The organism is Metabacillus litoralis, assembly GCF_003667825.1.
GTDB lineage: Bacteria > Bacillota > Bacilli > Bacillales > Bacillaceae > Metabacillus > Metabacillus litoralis_B.
The window spans coordinates 79,821-103,423 of the sequence record NZ_CP033043.1 but is presented as its reverse complement, the minus strand read 5'-3'; the positions used below and the strand labels follow the sequence as shown (position 1 = coordinate 103,423).

Here is a 23,603-nt window from a genome sequence, read left to right as displayed (position 1 = left end):
ACTCCCTCCCGATTTTATTTATCGACAGACCAAAATAACTGTTTATGTCCCTTTAACATAGCCAGACCTTCAACAAAATAGTAATCCCCATAAATTAGTGGAACGTCTATGTTTTTCCCTTCAGGATAATGACTTGTTCCTTCAAGAATTAATCCGTCTTCATTCAGATCTTCCCAAGCTCCATAATTCACATAAAGAGATTTTAAAATTTTTGTGCCTGCTTCTTTATACATTCTTTGTTCAGAAGGCTCGACTAAACTGCCTAAAAGAAGTAATCCACAAGCAGCAATTGCTCCTGCTGATGAATCACGGTGCTTTGTGATGTGATCTGGTAATCTAAAATCCCAATATGGTACAGAATCATCCGGTAGATTGGCAATAAAAAAGTGTGATACATTTTTAGCAGCTTGAAGATATTGCTCTTCTTGTGTGTGTTTATACAATAGCGTTAACCCATAAACAGCCCACGAAGTTCCTCTGGACCATGCTGAATCTGGTGAAAAACCTTGACCACCAATTGCTTCGACTCGCTCACCCGTAACCGGATCAAACCGAACAATATGGTGAACAGAACCATCTTTTCGAATAAAGTGTTCCAGCACTGTTTCTCCATGCTTTTTTGCAACATGCTTATAACGTGGATCTCCCGTAACTTCTGAAGCCCAAAATAATAGAGAAAGATTCATTAAACAATCAATAATCGCCCAGCCTGAGTTGTCTTCTCCTTCATGCCAGGGATTCCAGGCACGAATATAATTTCCCTCAGAGTTAAACCTTCCCATTAATAAATTCGCCACCAAAAGAGCACGTCTTTTAGAGTCTTCTTCACCTAGAAGCTTATATCTTGCCACACTTGTTAACGTCCACATAAATCCCATATCATGATCCAGCTTATAGTAGTCCGTAATAACGCTATCAAGTTTCTCTTCACATTGTTCAGCTATTTCCTTAAAAGAGTTCTCCTTCGTTTCACGATACAGTAGCCATTGAAGTCCTGGCCAAAATCCTGCTGTCCACCAAGAAGGTGCTTCTAATTGATAAGACCCATCTACACTTGCATGTGGAAAATTCGCTCCAATTTTCTCACTTGTTCTCTTAAGTTTTATAGTAGTCTTTTCCCATGCTTCGTTTACCCATGTTTGATTACTAACCATCAAATCTTCCTTTCTCAGTTTAGTTCGCCTGTTTTCTTTCTCCTCTAAACTCTATAGGCGTAATTCCTACATAGTTTTTGAATACCTTGATAAAATAACTTTGGTTATCATACCCAAGCCTTTCGCAAATTTTGCCGACTGAATCAGTTGTTTGCTCGAGTAATTCCTTTGCCCTTGTCATCTTTGCCTTTGTTACGTACTCTACGAATGTCTCTCCAACTTCTTTTTTGAAAAGTCTACTAAAATAACTCGGATTTAAATACAAAACATTCGCAACTTCATCAAGTGTTATCTTCTTCTCTAAATGAACTTCTACATATTTACACGCCTCAATTACTTCTTTACGTCTTGATTGTGTACTAACATCATTAACAGCTGAGAGAAGCATTTCAAAATACTTGATAAGCCAAACTCTTAAATCAGCTAATGAGTCAATACTTAGAATTTCTTCATGTAGCACTTCATCTGAAGATTTTGTTCCAAAAAACTGCAGAGCCTTCAATTTTACTTTCAGATCTAATAGGAGCTTTAGCACCCAGTCCTTCACAAATTCTGCCGAATATTGCTTTTCTTTAAAAACCATCATCCATTTTGAAACGACTGGATTTATTTTTGAAGCATCTTTCGCGATAATTAGCTGTCTTATTTCAAAAGATGCTTCATCATACCATTCAAATAAGCTTTCTCTTGAGACTGCTTCATGACGTTTTTTTTTAACTGAAGCTTTCTCCATATAAAAACGTTGCTGTGTACTCTCTAGTAAACTTTTACTCTTTATTTGAAAGGATGCTTGATCATCTATTAATTCACCAATTAAAAATGAAAGAGAAATATTTAATGTTTTTGATACATGACTTTGAATCTTTCTTATGCATTCATACGCTTTGCCATAACTGTCTGCTTTTAAGGTTGAATGATAGGAGAAAAACAGAAACGATTCTTTGCTTCCTAATGTAAAATGAACAGCTTCAATACCATCATTATTTAGTACCTCACCTATAACATTTTGAAGAGAAAACACTAATGTATCTTCTGACTGAAAAGACTCTTTAGCCGCTTGATATTCTTGAACAAAACATAGTACAGGAATATAAGTTGTGCTTTTTAAATTTAATCCAAGAGAAAATGCTTCATCATACCAATCACCATGGCTATAAATTTGTTGATAAATTGCTTTGCGAAGAAACTCACGCTTCATAGACTCACGATTTCTTTCTACTATATTTTCTAATTGTGATTCCTTTAATTTTTTACTATTTTCTTCATCAAGATTTTTTCTTATATTGTCTAATAAAACATCCAAATCTTTTGGATTAAGGGTATCTTTTAGAAGATAATCCTGAACATTTAGCTTTAATGCTTTATGCGCGTATTCAAACTCATTGTGACAAGTTAACATACACACTTTTAAATTTGGATTTAGTTCCTTTAATTTTTGTGTTAGCTCTATTCCATTCATTTTGGGCATCCCAATATCGGTGATTAGGATATCTGGCATTTCATTTAAGGCAGAATTCAGTGCATTCGCTCCATTTTCATGAGTACTTTGAAGTGTTAACCCTAACTGTTCCCAATCGATTATTTCAGATAATAGCTCCAAAACAGGATAATCATCATCTACTAGCATTACTTTATACACTATCTTCTCCCCCTTCTAGAAACGGACATCACTACCTTTGTTCCCTTTTCCTTCTCACTATCTATTTCCATACTAAAAGAATCACCGAATGTCATTCGCATCCGTTCATACACATTTGAGATTCCAAGACTTGAGAAGCCACTCTTGTTTTGACCTGCTATTGAATTTGAATCTAAACGAAGCTTATTACGAAGGTTTTTTAATGAATCCTCATCCATCCCTTCACCATTGTCCTCAATCGTAATATAAAAATCATTTCCTTTCACATAAGCGTGTAACAAGATTTCTCCTGCACTCTGATTTAGTCCATGAATAATGGAGTTTTCAATAATAGGCTGTAGGATAAATCTTGGTATCGCTTCCAAATAAGCGGCTGCTGAAACAATAATTTCAAAATTCACCGCTTCTTTTTGGCGCATATTCATTAAAGTGACATAATCTTTTACAATGTCTACCTCTTCTTTAAACGAAATCATCCCTTTATCTTTATCAATGGTCATTCGCAGTAGCTTAGATAAAGAACTAATCATTTCCGCACTTTCATAATCACCTTTTTTCATAACTTTCATCCGAATAGAATTTAAGACATTAAATAGAAAGTGTGGATTAATTTGAGCCTGTAGCATAGCAAATTCTGCTCTTCGTTTTCTTACTTGGGTTTCAGTAATTTCTCGAATCATTTCATTGATTTTATCTAGCATGGAATCAAACGAAATTGATAATCTCCCTATTTCGTCTTTGCTATGAATATGTGAACGAACGTTTAAATTCCCACTTTGTACAGATGATGCGACATCTCCTAAGTGAACAAGTGGTTTTGTAATAGTTTGAATAACATAAGTTAATAGAAGAAAAAAGATAATAAATGAGATCAATTGAGTTAAAAATACTTTGTTAAAAATGGAGTTAATTTTAAAAATTGCTTGCTTATATGGATTTATTGATACTAATTTCCATCCGGTATAAGAAATCTTGTGGTCTGCATAGAGGTAATCTTGATTTGAAATCGTCATTATATTTGAGAAATCTTTCTTTTTCACTTGCACTAGATAAGGAAACGATGTTCCGATTTTTTCATTATTAGCATGTGATAATATTTTATTAGAAGAATCAACTAACATCATTTCTTCTTTACCAGGCATGCTTTCAAATGCTTGTTTTACTTTGTTTTCCATGATTGTCACAATAACGTATCCGTATATTTTCAGATTCGAATCTCTTAGCGTTCTTGCCACAGAAATTTGATATGGGCTAGATTTTTGTTCAGATTGAAACACTGTTGGCTGACTACCGATCCACACCGCTTCATAACCAAAAACTCCATCTAGTTCTTTGAACCATGGTTCTTGGAAGAGCTGTTCAGGATTATATTCACTCAAAGAGTAATTGGTGTAATGTTTTCCGTTTTTCAGAAGAATTGTTACATATGACTTCTCACCAAGCAAAGTAATGTTTTCAATTGTTTTTGCCACTTTGCTGTATTCCATATAGTTTTCGTAGTATTCATTTTGTTGTACAACTTGGTTTTTATCTTCTTTAGCATGCTTTTTTAATATGGTATTAATCTCTGAATCTATTTGAACAAAATTAGCAACATACAGCATATCATCAAGTAATTTTGTTACATATTCACTTGCTAAGATAAGTTCTCTATTTGCATTTGATAATGCTTGCTCCTTCATGGCATCTTTTGTTAAATAACTGTAGATAAACAACGTTATAATAGCAGGAATCACGATGCAAATAATGGAAGTTAAAATGACTTTATAACGAAAAGAATGGGGCGTCAGCTTTTGCTGTATCCGATTCCACATAACCAATCCTCCTCAGTTAAGAAAAAGTTTGAGGGCGGAAACGGTTTTTTACGCCCCTGTTTATTATTTTATCAAACGACTATTGATTATTGTCGATTATTTCTTGTGCACGTTCTTGTGTTGCTTTTAATGTAGCATCAATATCTTGTTCACCTAGAATTAGTTTTTCATATTCTTCATTAACCACCTTATAAAGCTCTGCTTGATAAGCTACAGGTGGAATGATTTTAGATGATTTAGCGTTTTTCAGTACATTAACAAGTGAATCACGGTCTACCTTTTCTGGTGTTGCTGTACCAGCTAAAATGCCATCTATAATAGAACCTAACTCATCATCGCTTACACCGTTCCATGATGGGACATTTTTCCCTTGTACAAGTTGTCCTTCCGTTGTGTACCAACGAATAAATGTGTATGCTTCTTTTTTATGCTCTGAATTTGCAGCAACAGACATAAAGTCAGTTGTAACAGGTGTATAGCCACCCTCATCTCCTGCTTCGTTTTTCGGATAAGGTGCTACTGCTACATTAAAATCAAGTGGGAATTGATCTGTTCCACCAAGCTCTGTATTCATCCAGCTTCCAATTAAAATCGTGCTTGCATCTTGACCAAAGAACTGATTACGATAATGAAGCTTTTGAGAGATAATATCTGTATAAGGAACTGATGACTTGTCTTCTAATTCCATTTGAGCACGCATTTCTAATGTTTTCTTGAATAGAGGACTGTCAAAGTTTGATGTTCCGTCAGCTTTAACGAACTCTGTATTATCTTCTTCACTAGCAAGAGCTAGTTTCATAAATTCCATCCAGCCACCACCCTGTGGACCATGGAAATATGTGCCATAATGATCATCAGTTGTTAGCTTTTTCGCATATTCCATATATTCATCCCAAGTCCAATCCGTTGGTACTTCTAAACCTGCTTCATCTAAATGATTTTTATTCATAAGAACATACCATGGATTAAATTTACCTGGTAAAGCATAGTAGCTATCGTCTATTTTGGTGTCAACTTTATATTCTTCACTTAATGTATATCCGTCTTCTTCAATAAACTCATCGATCGGTGCTACCATTCCTAAAGCAACTCGTTGAGCATAGCTTGCTGGATCACTAAACATAAGAACATCCAGCTGTTCACCAGATGCAGCAGCTAAATCAAGCTTTTGCGTTGCTTCTTGCGTATCTCCCTTTTCACTAAGAATAACTAAATCAACGTCAATATTAGGATATTCCTCTTCAAAAGCAGTAATTGTTTTTTCCCAATTGTAGCTAGCTTCATTACCGTGAGTATGAAATTTGATTGTAACTGCTTCTTCGGATGCATTTGTATCTTTTTCATCTTCCGATCCAGAAGCACTTTCTCCCCCTCCACCAGAACAACCTGCTAAGGCACCAACAAGCATTGTAGATGCAAATACTGTTGACCAAAACTTTTTCTTCATGTTACATCCCCCTTGTTCATTATTAAATCGCTTTCATTTTATTCGGAAAGCCCTTACAACACGAATTATAGCAAAGGCCATTGATCATCAAATGTAAATTATTTTACCTCTATTAAGAATTATTTGACTTTTATTCGATTATCCTTTTACCCCACCTAGAGCAATGCCTTCAATTACTTGCTTTTGACCAATAATAAATACGATTAATAATGGTAGAATCGCCGATACAGCCGCGGCCATGATCAGGGAATAAAATTCTCCATTAATTGTCGTAAACTTTTGCATAGCTAATTGAATCGTATATAGGGCGTCTGTACGTAAGAAAATTAATGGGTTTTGATAGTCATTCCAGGTCCATATGAATCTCAAGATGGCATAAGTAGCAACGGCGGGACGGACAATTGGTAGAGCAATAGACCAGAAAATTCGCCAATGACCTGCACCATCTATTTTCGCAGCATCTATATATTCATTATGAATTCCCATAAAAAATTGACGTAGCATAAACGTTCCTAGAACACTAAAGCTTCCCAACAATATAAGACCTAAATGGCTATCAAACAATCCTATATTTCGATATAGAATGAATTGTGGCACCAAACTTGCTTGTGGTGGAACCATGTAAGTCGCTAGTACAATCAGAAACAACCATTTCCCAGCAGGAAAATCTACTTTAGAAAATCCATAAGCTGCTAAAGCTGAAACCGTACATGATACAACTGTCGTCAGAACAGCTACTTTAATAGAGTTCCAGTAATATAGGTAAAACGGAAATTCTCCAAACCATACTTGTTGGTAGTTATTAAACCCATTCCATCTTTCTGGTATCCATTGAATCGGAAACTTAAATACATCTGCTTCTATTTTAAATGAGGTTGAAAGCATCCAAACAAACGGCAGTAAAAACATGATACTAACGATAAATATGATTATTGTAATGATTATTTTTTGAACATTTAAACGGCTTGTCATATTATCCCCCCTTTAATAATTAACCCATTTTTTCTGACCAATCCATTGGAAGATTGTAATTAAGAAAACAATCAAGAATAAGATCACTGCGATTGCAGAGGAGTAACCTATATCTAGGTTCACAAAAGCTGTATCATATAAGTGCCATACAAGCATACTTGTTGAATGTAGAGGACCACCTTTTGTTAATACAGCGATTAGGTCAAATACTTTGAATGTCGAAATAATTCCTGTAATTAGCAAGAAAAAGGACGTTGGAGATACCATTGGGAACGTAATATGGCGAAATTTCACCCAAGAATTTGCTCCATCCATATCAGCTGCCTCATATAGCTCTTGTGGAATCGATTGTAAGCCTGCAATATAGATAATCAAGTTAAACCCAATCGATATCCAGATTTGAATTAGCATAACAGAAATTAAGGCAAAATTCGGATCAGCAATCCACTTTGGTGGATCGGCAATTCCTAAAGCCATCAATGTTTGGTTAATCGGTCCTGCAGAAGGGTGGAATAAAACCTGCCAGACAACCGCAATTGCTACTACACTTGAAATATATGGCATGAAAAATGCTACCTTAAAATAACTTTTCATGTAAACGCTTTTATCAATAACCACAGCTAACAATAAGGAGACCGCCATACAAATAGGGACTGTAAAAATAAAGAGTGCATTATTTAATAGAGACTTTAAAAACACCTTATCGTCCATCAAATCTTTAAAGTTATCAAAGCCTATCCACTTTAACTGATCAATACTTTGAATAAACTTCCAATCTGCAAAACTAAGAATAAACGTTGCAAAAATTGGCAGTAGGACTAAAATTGAAACACCGATCAGCATTGGTGATACAAATAAAAACCCTGCTAAGCTTTCTGTTCTTTTAACGGATCCTCTTTTCTTCCTTACCGAAACATTTGAGGATGTTGTTACTTCTGTTTTTGGACTCATCGGGTATCACCTCTCTTTTGTAATATACCTTTATTATAAAAAAGAAAAATTTCAATTACTTAACAGTATTTTGATGAAAGTTATAATAATTTTGACTTTCTCACTTAAACTATTTAGTCTTTGCTAGCTTCGTTTTAAAAATTGAAAAAGAGAAATACATTAATGCAAAGCTAATTCCACTTCCACAAAACAAAAGACCAACACCAGGAAAGAGGATACTAACTAAACTCCCAGTTCCTACTGATAGCATCATTAAAAAAGTACGACCTGGAAACGAAGCACCTAGAAGAATAGCAGATTTAAAGTAGTGAAGGACCGATCCTTCAAAATGAACATAAACTGGAAATATATACATGGTGATCATTAGTATGAAAATGAAAGCTATAACAAAGAAAGTTAAAAGCATGTAATGTAAAATTCCTTGCATTGAGTGGATTAAAACCCAGTCAACATACATAAATAAGACTGAAACTAAAAGGCAACTCCATAATATATTCGCCTTCTTAAATTCACTTTTATAAACTGACCAAAATAACGAAAAGATTGAGAGATAACTTTCTCCCATGATCCACTTACGTAAAATTGTGAACATAGCCACTGTTGCAGGTGCAAAGCCAAAAATAACGAACCCCAACACTGTAAAGCCCAACCATAATAAATTCAGATAAGCTAACTTACTAATCCAGTCACAAACTCGTAACAAGCCTCCCATCCAGCTAGACGATTCCACAAAGTTTCCTCCATTTCATCTCGAAGTATTACGTTTAATAATAGAGTGAATGATTTTAAGCTAAGTAGCATATTTTTTACTACTTTTTATAATTTTTTTACTTTTTCATACCAAAAGCGTAAGCGCCTCGTACAGCCCCGACAAGCATAAGGTGATTTAGAATAGAAGGCGTTCTTTGCCTTATATTCTAAATCGCCTTATGACCTCGAGGGGCTAGGCGCTGAAGCTGGCTGTCGAAGCATTGTCCACAATTAATGCAGTGATAATTTCCTAACAATAAAAAATAGTGCATCTCCTCAAAAAGAGTCATGCACTATTTTTCTTGTTTGTTTGCTTGGATTTAAATGGTTTATTTACTTTAAATCTTCCATTTTCACAGCATCCATGTCTGTGAACGTATAATTTTCTCCCGCCATTGCCCAGATGAATGTGTAATTGCTTGTTCCAACACCGGAATGAATGGACCATGGTGGAGATAGGACCGCTTGTTCATTTTTCACTAGTAGATGACGAGTTTCTTTAGGCTCACCCATGAAGTGGAAAACCCTTGAATTTTCATCCATATCAAAGTAGAGGTAAACTTCCATACGACGGTCATGTAAATGTGCAGGCATTGTATTCCACATGTTATTTGGCTCTAATAACGTCATTCCCATCATTAGTTGACAGCTTTGAATACCATCTGCATGAATATATTTGTAAATTGTACGTTTATTTGATTCACTATCAGATCCTAAATGAGTTGGCTCTGCATCTTCGATTGGTGCCTTCTTTGTTGGATATTGTTTATGTGCTGTAGTAGAAACAATGTAAAATTTTGCAGGATCAGAAGCATTGCTGCTTTCAAATAATACTTCCTTGTTTCCCATACCAACATATAAGCAATCTCTTTTATTTAATGTATAAGCTTGCCCATCAACTAAAACAGTACCTTCAGCACCAATATTAATAATACCAACTTCACGTCTTTCTAAGAAATATTCAGTCTTTAATGTATCTTGATCCTCTAACTTAAGAGATTGACTAGTTGGGATTGCCCCACCTGTGACAACACGATCATAGTGAGAGTATGTCATATTAATTTCACCTTGAACAAAAAGTGAATCAATTAAAAAATCATTTCTTAATCTTTCTGTTGTATATGATTTAAAGTCTGTTGGATTTGTAGCGTGTCTGATTTCCATTAAAAATTTCCCCTTTCGAATTCGCTTTTTTCTTAAAAATATAAAAACAATAAGTGTTTATGAACTCATCCATCCACCATCAACACATAAAATATGACCGTTCACATAACTTGAAGCATCTGATGCTAAAAAGATGACAGCACCCTTTAGGTCTTCAGGTGTTCCCCAGCGACCTTGTGGAATTCTAGATGTAATATACTCATTTCGATCTTTGTTTGCACGAAGCTGTGCTGTGTTATCTGTTTCCATATACCCCGGTGCGATAGCGTTTACATTCACACCTCTACTAGACCATTCATTCGCAAGAGATTTTGTTAATCCTGCAACAGCATGTTTACTCGCTGTATATGCTGGTACTCTTAACCCACCTTGAAACGAAAGCATTGAGGCAACATTCACAATTTTACCTGAGCCGTTTTCAAGCATATGTTTACCAACTTCTCTACATAATTGAAAAACAGAGTGTTGATTTACTTTAATCACTTCATACCAATCATCATCGGAAAAATTTTCAGCTTCAGATCTTCTAATAATTCCTGCATTGTTAACTAAAATATCAATCTTGTTTGTTAATTTAAGGGCCTCTGATACTAATTGTTCAGCTGCATGATCTACTGATAAATCAATTTTCAATCCATGAAATACGCCACCAACCGCTTCAATTTTTTCTTTTGTTTCGGACATATCACTCATACCTGCTCCAATAACAGTTGCTCCTGCTTCTGCTAAACCAACTGCCATTCCCTGTCCTAGTCCTCGACTTGCTCCTGTTAATAGAGCAACCTTTCCTTCCAGTGAAAAAAGTGAACCCATTTTCATACCTCCTCTTGTATCAATATGTTCTTTATTGTTTGTTTAAGTTCATTATAGTTTGATTATAACATAAATAAAAAAGATGACAACGATTAATTGTTCGTTTATCATCTTTTCTTCTAATCTTTATACATTTGCTAGATGTAATCGCACGTGACTATTTTCTAATGTTTCTTTTATATGTGGATCAAGATTTGTATCTGTTACAATTTCATTTACTTCATCAAAATTTGCAAATTGTATAAGAGCAACCTTTTCAAATTTTGATGAATCAGCCAACAACGTAATATGATCTGCACATGATATAATTTGTTTTTTCCAATCAGCATGGATACTATTAAAAACGGTTAATCCATGTTCAACTGAGATTCCTGTTGTACCGAAAAACAAACGATTCACTCTCATTCGCTTTAGCATTTCGGTAGCTTGTGCCCCCATCAAAGAGGAAGATTTATCAATTCTTGTTCCACCTAAAACCATTAATTGGACATTGCTTTTTGAAAGCAACACATTCGCTATTTTCAAATCATTTGTAATGACAGTAATCGGAAATTCTCCAAGTAACTCTGCAATAGCTATCGTCGTACTGCCTCCGTCCATTAAAATCGTTTCATTCGGTTCAATGAGCTTGACAGCCTCTTTTGCAATCGCAGATTTGACATCACTATATCCCGATTGTCGTTCCGCAATTGGTAGCATTCTTCCTTCGTCCTCTGCCAATACGGCTCCACCGTGAATTCGATTTAGAAGACCTCTTTTTTCTAATAGCTCCAAGTCCCCGCGAATCGTTTTCTCAGTTACATCTAACAGCTTACTAAGCTCAGATACTTTTACAATCTTATTTTTATCTAGTTGATCTAAAATACGTTCATGCCGTTCCACTGCAAGCATTCTTTATGTCCCCCGTTATTTTCTTTATTTTACTATTATAGGACAGGATTGAACAAAAACAAACCTAGTATAAAAGGTCCAGTTTTCTTTTCGAGAACCCCCTATTGTTCGCTATTGTTCCATTTATATCTTTAATGTTCTATTTCGTAAATATAGTATATAATTTAATTGGTTATTTCTCTAGACTTTTTTGTTATTTTAAAACAACTATAATAAAAAGACGTTTAGATATAACCTTACTATTCGAACAGTAAATCGCACTTATATTAATCGATAATTTGATGAGCAATAATCTTGGAAGATTGTGTCTCCATGTATTTTTACAGTATTTTGCATCCTATAGATGTGTTTTCACAAAATTAGAAAAAAATAAACGGAATAATTCCGTTTAAATCGTGAAATACCAACATTCCCCGCAGAATAAGGGGAGTTTTTCCGCTTATATTAACTTTATCTTTAGATTTAGTTAAATAAAGAGAAATTAACCGGAATATATCCGCTTATATAGGCTTCTTAAGCACCTACTATACACGTTAACCGGAATTTCTCCTCCTATCAATGCCTATACCTCCACGAAAAAATCAACAATGAATAATATCAGAGTCTTTTCCTCAACAGTATTTTCTACCTTGAATATCGAAAAGCCTACCACTTTCACCCCAATTAATTTCGCAAAACAAACTCACCACTGACACTTACTTTTGTGATTGTGTTGTAAGCAATCCAATTAGCGTTACATTTATTAAACCTTGATAAGCAACAAAAAGATGCAGTCCATTCAGTTGCGAATCCGGCTGCATCTTTTTGTTACTAATTAAGTTTTTGTACTCGAAAACTGAACTTTACATACTCTTAAAGAAAAACGTCTTCTTATTAGTTATCTTAATAATAGAAGCTTCTATCAAAAACCTAAACTCCAGAATAAGACATAAATCCACCATCAACTGGAACTGTAATTCCTGTTACAAAGCCAGCAGTGGTTTCATCCACTAGCCATAGCAGTGTTCCTAGTAAGTCTTCTGGTTTACCAAATCTTCGCATTGGGGTGTGTGCAATAATTTTCTCAGAACGTTCAGTTAAGCTACCATCTTCATTTTTCAGTAGTTTTTTATTTTGTTCAGTTAGAAAGAATCCGGGTGCTATGGCATTCACACGAATACCTGCATCAGCCATATGTACGGCAAGCCATTGTGTAAAGTTGACGATTGCTGCTTTAGCAGCACTGTAAGCGGGAACTTTTGTCATTGGTGATGGTGCGCTCATCGAAGACATATTGATGATGACTGCACCTTTACGATTCACCATCTTCTTTGCGAAAATTTGCGTAGGAAGTAATGTGCCAACAATGTTTAAATCAAAAACAAAGCCAAAGCCCTCTTTTGTTAAATCAAAAAATGTTTGCAGACCTTCCTTATTAAGGTCATCCTGGTTTAATGTTTCGTTCGTGGTCGTACCACTAGGATGGTTTCCCCCTGCTCCATTTATAAGAATGTCACAAATACCAAGTTCTTTTGATACGATTTCTTCTGCTTGTTTCACGCTTTCACCATCGAGTACATTACATGAAATAGATATCGCTTCTCCACCGAGTTCTCTAATTTCGCGAGCGACTCTTTCACCTTTTTCAGCAGTTCTGTTTAGAATCGCAACTTTAACTCCTTGCCTTGCAAGTTCTTTTGCCATTGAGCTACACAAAACACCACTTCCGCCTGTGACAACAGCTACTCTGCCTTTTAATTGATCATGAATCGGTAGCATCATTAGTTCCTCCTGTGTGCTCTTTCTAATGAATCCCAAATTCCCCAGAGGTACATGATACCTAATGCCCTATCGTATAAGCCATAACCCGGCCTACATTTTTCATCCCAGATATGTCTACCATGATCTGGTCTAGCATAACCATCAAATCCTATTTCGTGGTATGCTTTAACAACTTCATAAATATCAACTGAACCATCAAATGTTCGATGGGAGGTTTCAATAAAGTCTCCATTTTCATAGACTTTTACATTTCGAATATGTGCAAACGGAATGCGATCTGCAAATTCACGAACCATCTCTGCAATATTATTGGATGGGTTTGCTCCAAGTGAACCACTACATAGTGTTACACCATTAGATTTACTATCTACAACATCCAAAATACGCTTAATATTTTCTTTATTACAAACAATTCTAGGTAATCCGAAAATAGGCCATGGTGGATCATCCGGATGTATACCCATTCTTATTCCATTTTCCTCTGCAACAGGAATTACTTCTTTAAGAAAATATGATAGATGTTCAAATAAATCTTCTTGAGTAACTCCTTTATATGCTTCAAAAAGTTCTTTTAATCGAGATAATCTTTCTTGCTCCCAGCCAGGCATTGTAAAGGTAGAGTTTTTAGAAATATTTTCAACTAATTCATTTGGGTCCATACCAACAACTTTTGCTTTTTCATAGAAGAGAGCCGTTGAACCGTCTTCCATTTCTTTAAATAATTCAGTTCTCGTCCAGTCAAAAACTGGCATGAAATTGTAGCATATGACTTTTACGCCAACGGATGCCAACTTCTCAATCGTTCTTTTATAGTTTTCAATATATTTGTCTCTTGTAGGTAATCCTAGTTTAATATCTTCATGAACATTTACACTTTCAACAACATCTATATTCAGTCCGTAGTCATCTGCTTGTTTTTTCACTTCGTTGATTTTGTCCATTGGCCACTCTTCACCTGCTGGAACATCATGAAGTGCCCACACAATTCCCTCTACCCCAGGAATTTGCTTGATTTGCTTGAGAGTAATGCTGTCATTTCCCTCACCATACCATCTAAATGTCATTCTCACTTTAACTAACCTCCATAATTGCCTGAACTTTTTCAAGCAAGGGAAAATGTTTTGGTTTCCATGAGCTTTTTCATTTATTTTCTTTTACAATTAATAATAGTTATAAACTATTTCTAGCTTCTCTTACAATCTCACAATATTGCTTTGCCAGTTTTGTTACTTCAACAAAGTTTCCTGTTTTAGCAGGCTTTGATAAATCACTACCAATACCAATCGCAACAGCCCCATTTTTGATCCACTGATCTGCGTTTTGAAGGTTTACCCCACCAGTTGGCATTACAGATGCTTGAGGGATTGGTCCCTTGATTGATTTAATAATAGAAGGATCGAATGTATTGCCAGGGAACAATTTGACAACATCTGCTCCATATTCCATAGCTGTTTTTATTTCAGTAATGGTCATACAACCAGGCATGTATGGAATTTGATATCTATTACAAAGCATTGCCGTATCTTTATCAAAGCATGGACTAACAATGTACTCGGCCCCTGCCAAAATAGCAATTCTAGCAGTCTCACTATCTAGCACACTTCCTGCACCAAGAATCAATTCATCTGAATGAAATTTCTCTTTTAAGGATTTGATAACATCTGTTGCTCCAGGAACAGTCAATGTCACTTCAATCGCCTTAATTCCTCCTTCTATACATGCATTAGAAATGCTTACTGCTTCTGATTCGTTTTCTGCGCGAACAACGGCTACAACACCTGATTCTACGATTCTATTTAGGATATCAAGTTTTTTTATCATACGTTTTTTTGTTACGATTGTATCGTAACTTCCTCCTAACATATTTATATTTTATTCTTGAATACTTATCTCTCAATAAAATCCTTTTCACCTAATCTAATTTGAATGTCTTCCAAATAAGGCAGTCCTTCATTATCTCCCGAAACACCAACAACCATTGAACCAACTGTATTTGCAAAATGAAGAATTTTTTCTAATGACCATTTTTGTAGAACTCCATAAACAAAGCCTGCATCAAAACCATCACCAGCACCTACTGTATCAACAACCTTTTTTGGAGGAACAGGTGGAGATTCTACTGTTTTTCCATTATGGTAACCAATCGAGCCTTGATCACCCTTTTTAATGGCTACATAAGACATACCCATAGCTATTGCTTTTTCAATAATCTCATTTTCATCCGTTGTCCCTAACAATAGTTCAGCTTCTTCAATACCTGTTAAGAAAATATCAACAAAAGGAAGAATCTCTGTTAAAACCTCTTTTGCTCTTTCTTTACTCCAAAGCTTTAAACGGATATTTGGATCAAATGAAATAAGCAGATTATGTTGTTTTGCTAAGGTAATGGAGCGTTTTATAATGTCCACGTTTTTCTCATCTATTGCTGGAAATACTCCCGTAATATGAAGCACCCTTGTATTCTCAAAATAGGAATCTGTTAAACTTTCAGGTGTTAGCGTTAAAGTTGGAGATTTCATACGGTAATAAAATGTTCTCCCTGATCCATCCTCTAGCACCTCTTTAAAATTAACGGAAGTTGGGTAACCATCAACAAGCTTTACTTGTGAAGTATCAATTCCCTCTCCACGAACAAAGTGTTGAATATAGCGACCAAACTCGTCATTACCTAATCGACTAATCCATCCTGTCTGTAAACCAAGTCTTGCACAACCAATTGCAAAGTTGAGTTCTGCTCCTCCAACATTTCGTTCAAATGTATGAACAAAACGCATTGGCCCCTTTGCACTTGGATTCATCGTAATCATCGCATCACCGATTGTAATAATATCTTTCATTACTTATTCACTCCTTTGATTTTGATTAGCACGAATTTCTTATCATAAGCTCAGGTTCAAAACGATGTACTTTCGTTTCTTCTTGATAGTCTGGATCCTTAATTTTATTTAATAGTAGCTCTGCAGCTCTTTTCCCCATCTCAAATGTCGGCTGAGCAATTGTTGTTAATTCTGGGGTGAAAAAACTAGCAAATGAAACATCATCAATACCGATAAGGGCTAAATCTTCAGGAATCGATATATTATTTTCCTTTGTAAACTTTAAGATTTCCATGAGAGTTAAATCATTCCCAGCAATAATAGCTTGTGGTGGGAAATCCAGAGATAGCATTTGCTTTAATCCATCTTGAATATGATGAAGATCCAGAGTACGAATATAGTCTTCATTACTATCTAAATTGTTTTCTTGTAATGCTTTTTTATATCCTTTTATTCGCTCAATCCGTGGTGTAACATTTCTTGATATAGATGTTGTCATGATTCCGATTCGTTTATATCCTTTTTCAACTAAATGCTCTACTGCCATTTTGGTAGCACTTTCATTATTTAGCATGATTGTAGATGCCTCGATATCCTCAACAACTCGATCAAAAAACACAAGTGGAACATTCTTTTTCATCATCCTTTTATAAAGATCGATATTTCCGCCTGTTGGAAAAATAATAAGACCATCCACCTGCTTTGCAGTTAGCATTTCAATGTAGTTCTTTTCCTTTTCTGGTTCATCATCAGCATTGCAAACAATGATGTGAAATCCCTGTTCGTTACATATATCTTCAATTGCTCGTATAACTTGAGTTGAAAACGCATGCAGAATATTTGCCACAATCACACCTATTGTTGAGGTGGACTTTTGCTTTAAGCTTCTGGCGACGATGTTCGGCTGATAACCTAACTCCTCAATTGCTTGACTGATTCGTTCTTTCGTTTTTTCACTCATATAATCATAGCGTTTGTTTAAATACTGAGAAACAGTACTTTTTGATACATTTGCTTGTTTTGCAACATCAGAAATCGTGATTGCTTTCATAATTCTCTCCAATACTAAATCGATAAAAATAAATAACCTTATTTCGTTTTTATAAACCGATTTACTAAACCGGTTTAGTTTCTTACTAATTTGAATTATACGACATTTATATTCAGCCATCAAGAAATTATTTTATTCACAAAAGGTGTAGATTTTTAGTCTACACCTCCGAATTCCTACTCATTTTCCACGCTTCTATTTAAAAAGCTTGTTAATTCTTTTTCCCTTCTTTTTGAAACCAGAATATAAAGAAAATCACCCGCCTGTATTTTTGTCTCTCCATAAGGCGTAACCAAATCTCCATCCCTAATGATGGCATTGATAAGTACCTCTTTAGGAAACTTAATATCCTTTAACAGCTTATTTGTGATAATGGACGTTTCACTTACTTCAAACTCAACAATTTCTGCATTTGCTTTCCCAATTGAAACAAGTTCCAATGAATGTGGGGCCTCTACTTTTTTAGGACCATTCAGCCCTAATTTGCTGGCGATCAATGAAATAGTAGAGCCTTGTATTAAGGCGGATGTTAAAACAACAAAGAAGACAACATTAAAGAATAGCTGACTGTCTTCTAGTCCCATCGTCATTGGGAACGTTGCAAGCACAATAGGAACTGCACCTTTTAAGCCTGCCCAGGAAAGAAACACCTTCTCCTTATTCGTAAATCCTAATTTTATTGTCGAGAGAAAAACTGCTACAGGTCGAGCGATAAAAATTAATATAATGGCCAGTAGAAGACCTTTAAAGATAATATAGGTATTAAAAATTTGTGATGGAAAAACTAATAACCCTAAAATGATAAACATTAAGATTTGCATCATCCATGCAAAACCTTCGTTGAACCTAAAGATCGAGTGGCGATAAGTCAGGTCTCCGTTTCCAATCACAAGTGCTGCAATATAAACAGCTAAAAGTCCACTTGCACCAATGATGTCAGTTAAGCTATATGTTAATAACGAAAAGGCCAAGGCAAAGATTGGATAAAGACCACTTGAATCTAAATTGATTTTATTGATTGCAAACCCTGCAAATTTACCAAAAAGTAGCCCAAGAAGTAATCCAGCACCCATTTGCCAGATAAAAGAACCAATTAATAACAAATAGGATGGGTTATCAACTGTCATTAATTCAATTATTGATAAAGTTAGAAATACAGCCATAGGGTCATTTGTTCCAGATTCTGCTTCAAGTGTTGAACTTAATCTGTCACGTATATTTTGTCCCTTTAATACGGCAAATATTGCTGCAGCATCTGTTGAACCAACGATCGCTCCAAATAAAAATCCTTCAAGCCAGGTTACATCAAAGATTAATTTTGCCGCCACTGCCACAACAATCGTCGTAAGCAAAACACCAATTGTGGCAAGAGATAGCGATGGGACTGTTACTGATTTAACTGATGACCATTTTGTTTGTAATCCACCCTCAAACAAAATGACAACTAAAGCAAATATCCCGATTAATTGTGTTAGCTCAGGATTATCAAAATGAATAAGACCTAGCCCATCACTTCCCATAATCATTCCAACCATTAAGAAAAGAACAAGAGCAGGAACACCTAATCTTGTTGAAAACTTAGTTGTTAGTACTCCTAGAATTAATAATACTGCCGTGAAAAAAATAAAGTATTCTATATTTATATGCTCCAAAACCTAACTCCTCTCTTTGGTGTGAATCGTTAAAGTACAATATCTTTATTATAATATTTTGCCCCATAAAAAACATGAATGACGCTGTTGACTATAAAACATATTAGCATAGACATAACAAAAAGCCTGGAATCATCCGAGAAGATTCCAGGCTTTTCAAATTATACTATTTACTTTTCAAGCTCAACTAATCCCTCTACTGCCGCTTCTAAGGCAATCTGTGCTGCAACTACTTTTTCTAATGTAGATTGTGGATTTTTCAATGCTTCTTTTGCGGTTTGTAATGCCTTATGAAATACTTTCCAGCTTTCCTTTGTGTAATCTTTATGGTTTTTATCTTTATGTGTATCATACAATTTCTGCAATTCTTCCTTATCTACTTCCACTTTATTTTTCCCTTTAATAACATCAATTCCGTCTAGGGTAAATGTGCCGCCTTTAACAACAATTCTTGCCGTATGCTTAGTATCTTTAAGGCCTCTAATGTGATAAGAGTTTAGTCTGTCTCCCTTTGCATAAATTCTGAAATTTTCTTCAATCAGAAGATCATCGATATAAACATCGATTAAAGCATCTGGAGTAGCACCAAATAAGTTAAAGCCTGAACCTTCAAAATCAAAGATCATACTACTTTTTGCGCTATTCGCTTCAGGAGTGCTGTATATATTCACTCCTCTGTAATCCATGTACGTGTCTTTTCGCTCATTATCTTTTAATGATACTTTCAACGTGTGTGGTTTTTCTTCAAGTCCTCTTACAGAATACCTTACACCCGTTTTAAGATCGACAGCAAAATCACCGACATCCACTCCATCAAGCTCAAAATTATAAAGTGACTTTTCAGCTGTGCCTGCAAGATAGTCAATACCTGATCCCGTAAAATTGATTAAGATATAAGGATCATCGTCGAAATTCGCCCATGCATTCGTACTGTTAGATCCCCAAGCAGCATTTTTTCTAAAGGCATAAACCGTATTTTCGTTATTTCCAATTTCTGCTTCATCTGATATTTTAATTATCTCAGTTGGTCCCATGTTTTTAACTGCTAATACAGGATCCGTTGTCGTAATTTCAGCTTTTGTAAAACTAGTATATTTATCTTTAGAAACAACTTTAAGTGTGTGCTCTTTATCCTCAAGATTCTCAGCAGACCAAACCATTTGCGTAATGGAGCTGTTGTTTAAATAATTTGCTTCTCCTACTAGCTCTCCATCAAGGTAAATATCTGCTGTTCCATTTGATGGGTTAGTCACACCAAACAGCCTTATTTCAGTACCCTTAAATGCGATTTCAAAGGAAGCACCATTTGATCCCCAAGTGTTGGAACTGTTTGATGACCAACTTCCTGAATAAAATACCTTGTTTAATGTTCCTTGATCACTTGTCGAATCTCCGAAGCCTACTGTTACCCCATTCCAAACCGGAATATCTGTACGTGCTGTCATTTGTGTCCGGTTAAAATGAGCAAATCCAGCTTGGGTATAGTTCCAGTCACCAACATATCCAATCGGATTCAATGAATCGGAATTGTTTAAAGCTTCCTCCTCTGAATCGTACACCTTGCCTTGTGCACTGTCATATTTATCTGATTGATACGTATATCCTTTTATTGGATCAACACGTAAATTATCAATTAATGTTTCATAATAACCAGAACCTAACGCCACTCTACCAGCCATTACTGTATAATCTTCGTCTGTGTACGAGTCAATTTCAGCTCCATCTAAATAAAGTGTAAACACGTTTTCCTTTGCTTCAAACGCTAGATTATGCCACTCTTTATTATTGAAGTTCTCAATCGTTCCACTTTTTTCAACTTTGCCAAGCTTCAGAATTTCATAACGACCATCAGAAAAAACGCGTGCATTATAAGGTGCATGTGAATCTGCTCCACCAGCTTTTACTTGACGCACACCTATAAGCGCATAATTACTTCTACCTTCTTCTTCAGGTGTATGAGTATCTAGTAAAAAGTCATAAGAAACTTTATAGTTAACCCAACGATGATCACCTATCGTCGTATTTGGATTACTAGTTGATGCTGTACCGTCTCTACCACCCCAAACTGCCCAATCTGCTCCGATCGTCTCAGGTGTCATCATCTGTTGAAGCATATTACCATGTTTTTTGCTATCTGGAATATTCAAATCAACACGTTCAGCACTTCCACTCGTTTTTTGTTTTGTTGCTTTTTGAACTACTTCAAAAGCTCCAATTTGATCTGTTGTGTATCTTGGTGTTCCTCCGCGACGCTCAACATAACTTCTGCCTTTTTCATCAACAGGATAGTTATTATATTCAAAATCATCCTTGTAAGGTAAAGGTAAAATTGTGTCTTTTGAAACATCAACAGGCTCTGATTCATATTCAAAATCTTTCACTTCTGATTTCTTGTCTAAAGTTGAAATAGTTACGATTGAATAAGGTTTAACCTCAATTTCATATTCTCCATCCTTTGGAGTGATAGTATTGATAAGCTTAAACCAATTATCATCATAATTTTGTCCTTCATCTGCTCCTCGTGTTTCCCAAACATAAATCGGTGCATCTTCTTTTCCATTTAAATTCTGAGCCTTTATTTTATATTTGCGAGTTTCTTTCGTGTTATTTGCAAACACTGTTGTATAATCGTCTGATTCTGGATCTTTTAACGTTAAATAGTTATGAGTACTAGTGTCAACGTCTACTCCTCCATCAAAAAAGTTACCGTCACTAAATGTCGCATCCTTCACATACATCCAGCGCTCGTTTTCAGGTGTAGAATGGTCATCATATCCTACAAAATTCATCACGTGACGTACTCCTTGTAACCCTCCATCAATCTCATAAAAGCCTGACCAAGGATCGTATGCACTAATGAGATGTTTTGGATTATACTGAGAACCTTCATAAAATGCTGCAACCGACGGCTGAAAATCAAATGAAACCGCATTTAGTGGGTTATTCGTTGCCCCTGTCCATGAATAGACTGAAATGATTCGTGATGTAACATCAATAATTCCAGCCTTACCTCCAAGCCCCTTATAGTGTGGCTCCATATTTTCACGATATCGAGCATTAATCATCGGAGCAATACCCTCAGAAACCCAAACTTCCTTAGGTTTCTTTCCATCAGCAATCAGTTTATTTTGCAATTGTGTGAGTTCATTTGATCCAGTTAAACCATAATGAGAACTAATGACATCAATTTCTTCGATCAAATCTTGATGCTCAAGCAATGTAGAACTTATTGTCGATGTATCACGATAACCATCTGCAGCAACTAGTTTAATATGCTGATAGTCACTTTCGTAGTTCGGCTCTTCTTTTATTTTTGAAGTAAAGTATTTAAGCCACTCCAGCTCAATTTTTCCATTGTTATTTTGTGCACGTTCATTTTGAGAGATACCCACATAATCTAACTTAAAGCCATATTCTTCATACACAGCATCAATCGTTTGTTTATACCATTGATATCGATTTTCGTAATCTCCTTTTGAAGCGCCATTCCAAGAAAAGCGCGGCTCCCCCCAACGCAAAATTTCAACTGTAATATCTTCGTTAATCGATTTTGCATCAGCAGCAAATTGAAACCCTGCCCCTCTTAGAACATTAGCAGGCTCATCCTCATATCTCATTGTGGCCGGCTCAGTTCCGGATGAAGAATTCACATCTCCACCTAACTCTACCTTCACATGTGCCAAACCAGCTCCAGTGTCTTTATTAAAAAGCTTATTCATTATTTCCCAGTATTCTTTAGGATGCTCTTCCTTGTAATCTAACATTAAACGAGATGTATTATTCGCTGTAACGGTTCCAAATCCTTTAAATCGGTTATGTTCATCTACCTTTGTTCCATCAATTGTAATTGTTTTAGTGATCTCTTCTGCTTTAGCTTCATTATTATTCATAAATACCACTGAACCTAAAAGCATAGAGGCAATACAAGATACCCCTACAAGTTTTTTAACTGTTTTTCTCCTCAAAATTCATGACTCCTTTCTGAAATGGAATGGGAGTAATAATCTAGCTTCTCCTTCATTAGAAGAAAAATAGTTTCATTATTTTTAGACCATCGAAGCTGTTTATGTATGCTATCACTAGTAGAAATTAGTAGAGGTAAGAGTAGGAGATATGATGGACTTTTTTAATGAAACCCTTTTTGATCCCTCCTTTTATGTGAGATGGATATGTTAGCTGTATTGGAGTTTGATTTCCAATAACAGTTCTAACCTTTTTAGAGGTAAGATCCCTGGGAGTTGTGTAAACATGTTAGCGTTTTCATTATTTCACATAATTGTTTGTTTTTAATGACACTATCTTTACTTGATTTAGTGTTTTTTTTACATTCTTTTAGTAAGTACAACCCGATTCTTACCAACGGATCAACTTCACAAGGGTCTTCATCTACTTTATGTAGACCAGTTCCCGGGCCAATTCTACTGCAAATGGTCTTCATCTATTCTATGAAAACCATCTCTATGACAATTCTACTCCACGATGGTCTTCATCCATTCTATGAAAACCATCTCCAGGCCAAATCTTCTCCACAACGGTCTTCATACACTCTATGAAGACCATCTCCATGACAAATCTTCTCCATAACGGTCTTCATACACTTTATGAAAACCATCTCCAGGACAAATCTTCTCCACAACGGTCTTCATCCACTCTATGAAGACCATCTCCAGGACAAATCAACCCCGCAATGGTCTTCATCCACTCTATGAAGACCATCTCCCTATCAAT

Annotated in this window: 17 protein-coding genes; all 17 read right to left on the bottom strand. The window is 35.6% G+C overall.

Annotated elements, in window-relative coordinates; translation table 11 throughout:
- Positions 1-14: 14 nt before the first annotated feature.
- Positions 15-1,154 carry a glycoside hydrolase family 88 protein gene (locus tag D9842_RS00430; RefSeq protein WP_121660779.1) on the bottom strand — a complete coding sequence of 380 codons (1,140 nt, stop codon included), beginning with the start codon at positions 1,152-1,154 and terminating at the stop codon, positions 15-17.
- A 19-nt stretch (positions 1,155-1,173) separates the two neighbouring features.
- Entirely contained in the window at positions 1,174-2,793 is a 1,620-nt protein-coding gene (locus tag D9842_RS00425; protein ID WP_121660778.1) for a response regulator transcription factor, read from the bottom strand.
- Positions 2,793-4,607 (bottom strand): cache domain-containing sensor histidine kinase, encoded by a 1,815-nt coding sequence (locus D9842_RS00420; protein ID WP_121660777.1) that lies wholly within the window; start codon positions 4,605-4,607, stop codon positions 2,793-2,795. Before D9842_RS00420 ends, D9842_RS00425 begins: the two co-directional genes overlap by 1 nt.
- A gap of 79 nt (positions 4,608-4,686) precedes the next feature.
- A complete protein-coding gene (locus D9842_RS00415; RefSeq protein WP_121660776.1) occupies positions 4,687-6,054 on the bottom strand; it encodes an extracellular solute-binding protein in 1,368 nt (455 codons plus the stop codon).
- Between the two features lie 138 nt (positions 6,055-6,192).
- The gene (locus tag D9842_RS00410) at positions 6,193-7,026 is read right to left on the bottom strand and encodes a carbohydrate ABC transporter permease (RefSeq protein WP_121660775.1); all 834 of its coding nucleotides are present in this window, start codon (positions 7,024-7,026) and stop codon (positions 6,193-6,195) included.
- Between the two features lie 12 nt (positions 7,027-7,038).
- A complete protein-coding gene (locus D9842_RS00405; protein WP_121660774.1) occupies positions 7,039-7,977 on the bottom strand; it encodes a carbohydrate ABC transporter permease in 939 nt (312 codons plus the stop codon).
- A 109-nt stretch (positions 7,978-8,086) separates the two neighbouring features.
- Positions 8,087-8,707 (bottom strand): YesL family protein, encoded by a 621-nt coding sequence (locus tag D9842_RS00400; protein WP_121660773.1) that lies wholly within the window; start codon positions 8,705-8,707, stop codon positions 8,087-8,089.
- A 353-nt stretch (positions 8,708-9,060) separates the two neighbouring features.
- Positions 9,061-9,891, bottom strand: a complete 831-nt coding sequence (kduI, locus tag D9842_RS00395) for a 5-dehydro-4-deoxy-D-glucuronate isomerase (RefSeq protein WP_121660772.1) — start codon at positions 9,889-9,891, stop codon at positions 9,061-9,063.
- Positions 9,892-9,948: 57 nt separating this feature from the next.
- On the bottom strand, positions 9,949-10,704 hold the full coding sequence (gene kduD, locus D9842_RS00390; protein WP_121660771.1) for a 2-dehydro-3-deoxy-D-gluconate 5-dehydrogenase KduD: 756 nt from the start codon (positions 10,702-10,704) through the stop codon (positions 9,949-9,951).
- A 126-nt stretch (positions 10,705-10,830) separates the two neighbouring features.
- Entirely contained in the window at positions 10,831-11,595 is a 765-nt protein-coding gene (locus D9842_RS00385) for a DeoR/GlpR family DNA-binding transcription regulator (protein ID WP_121660770.1), read from the bottom strand.
- Between the two features lie 909 nt (positions 11,596-12,504).
- Entirely contained in the window at positions 12,505-13,353 is an 849-nt protein-coding gene (locus D9842_RS00380) for an SDR family oxidoreductase (protein ID WP_121660769.1), read from the bottom strand.
- Positions 13,354-13,355: 2 nt separating this feature from the next.
- A complete protein-coding gene (gene uxuA, locus D9842_RS00375) occupies positions 13,356-14,426 on the bottom strand; it encodes a mannonate dehydratase (protein WP_121660768.1) in 1,071 nt (356 codons plus the stop codon).
- Positions 14,427-14,526: 100 nt separating this feature from the next.
- On the bottom strand, positions 14,527-15,174 hold the full coding sequence (locus tag D9842_RS00370; protein ID WP_218975610.1) for a bifunctional 4-hydroxy-2-oxoglutarate aldolase/2-dehydro-3-deoxy-phosphogluconate aldolase: 648 nt from the start codon (positions 15,172-15,174) through the stop codon (positions 14,527-14,529).
- A gap of 68 nt (positions 15,175-15,242) precedes the next feature.
- Positions 15,243-16,193: a sugar kinase gene (locus tag D9842_RS00365; protein WP_121660766.1), complete on the bottom strand. Its 951-nt coding sequence runs from the start codon at positions 16,191-16,193 to the stop codon at positions 15,243-15,245.
- 25 nt (positions 16,194-16,218) lie between these two features.
- Positions 16,219-17,343 (bottom strand): LacI family DNA-binding transcriptional regulator, encoded by a 1,125-nt coding sequence (locus tag D9842_RS00360; protein ID WP_121660765.1) that lies wholly within the window; start codon positions 17,341-17,343, stop codon positions 16,219-16,221.
- Positions 17,344-17,399: 56 nt separating this feature from the next.
- On the bottom strand, positions 17,400-18,875 hold the full coding sequence (locus D9842_RS00355) for a potassium/proton antiporter (RefSeq protein WP_121660764.1): 1,476 nt from the start codon (positions 18,873-18,875) through the stop codon (positions 17,400-17,402).
- A 170-nt stretch (positions 18,876-19,045) separates the two neighbouring features.
- Positions 19,046-22,840, bottom strand: coding sequence for an S-layer protein (locus D9842_RS00350; protein ID WP_257535958.1), 3,795 nt, complete (start codon positions 22,838-22,840; stop codon positions 19,046-19,048).
- Positions 22,841-23,603: the final 763 nt, after the last annotated feature.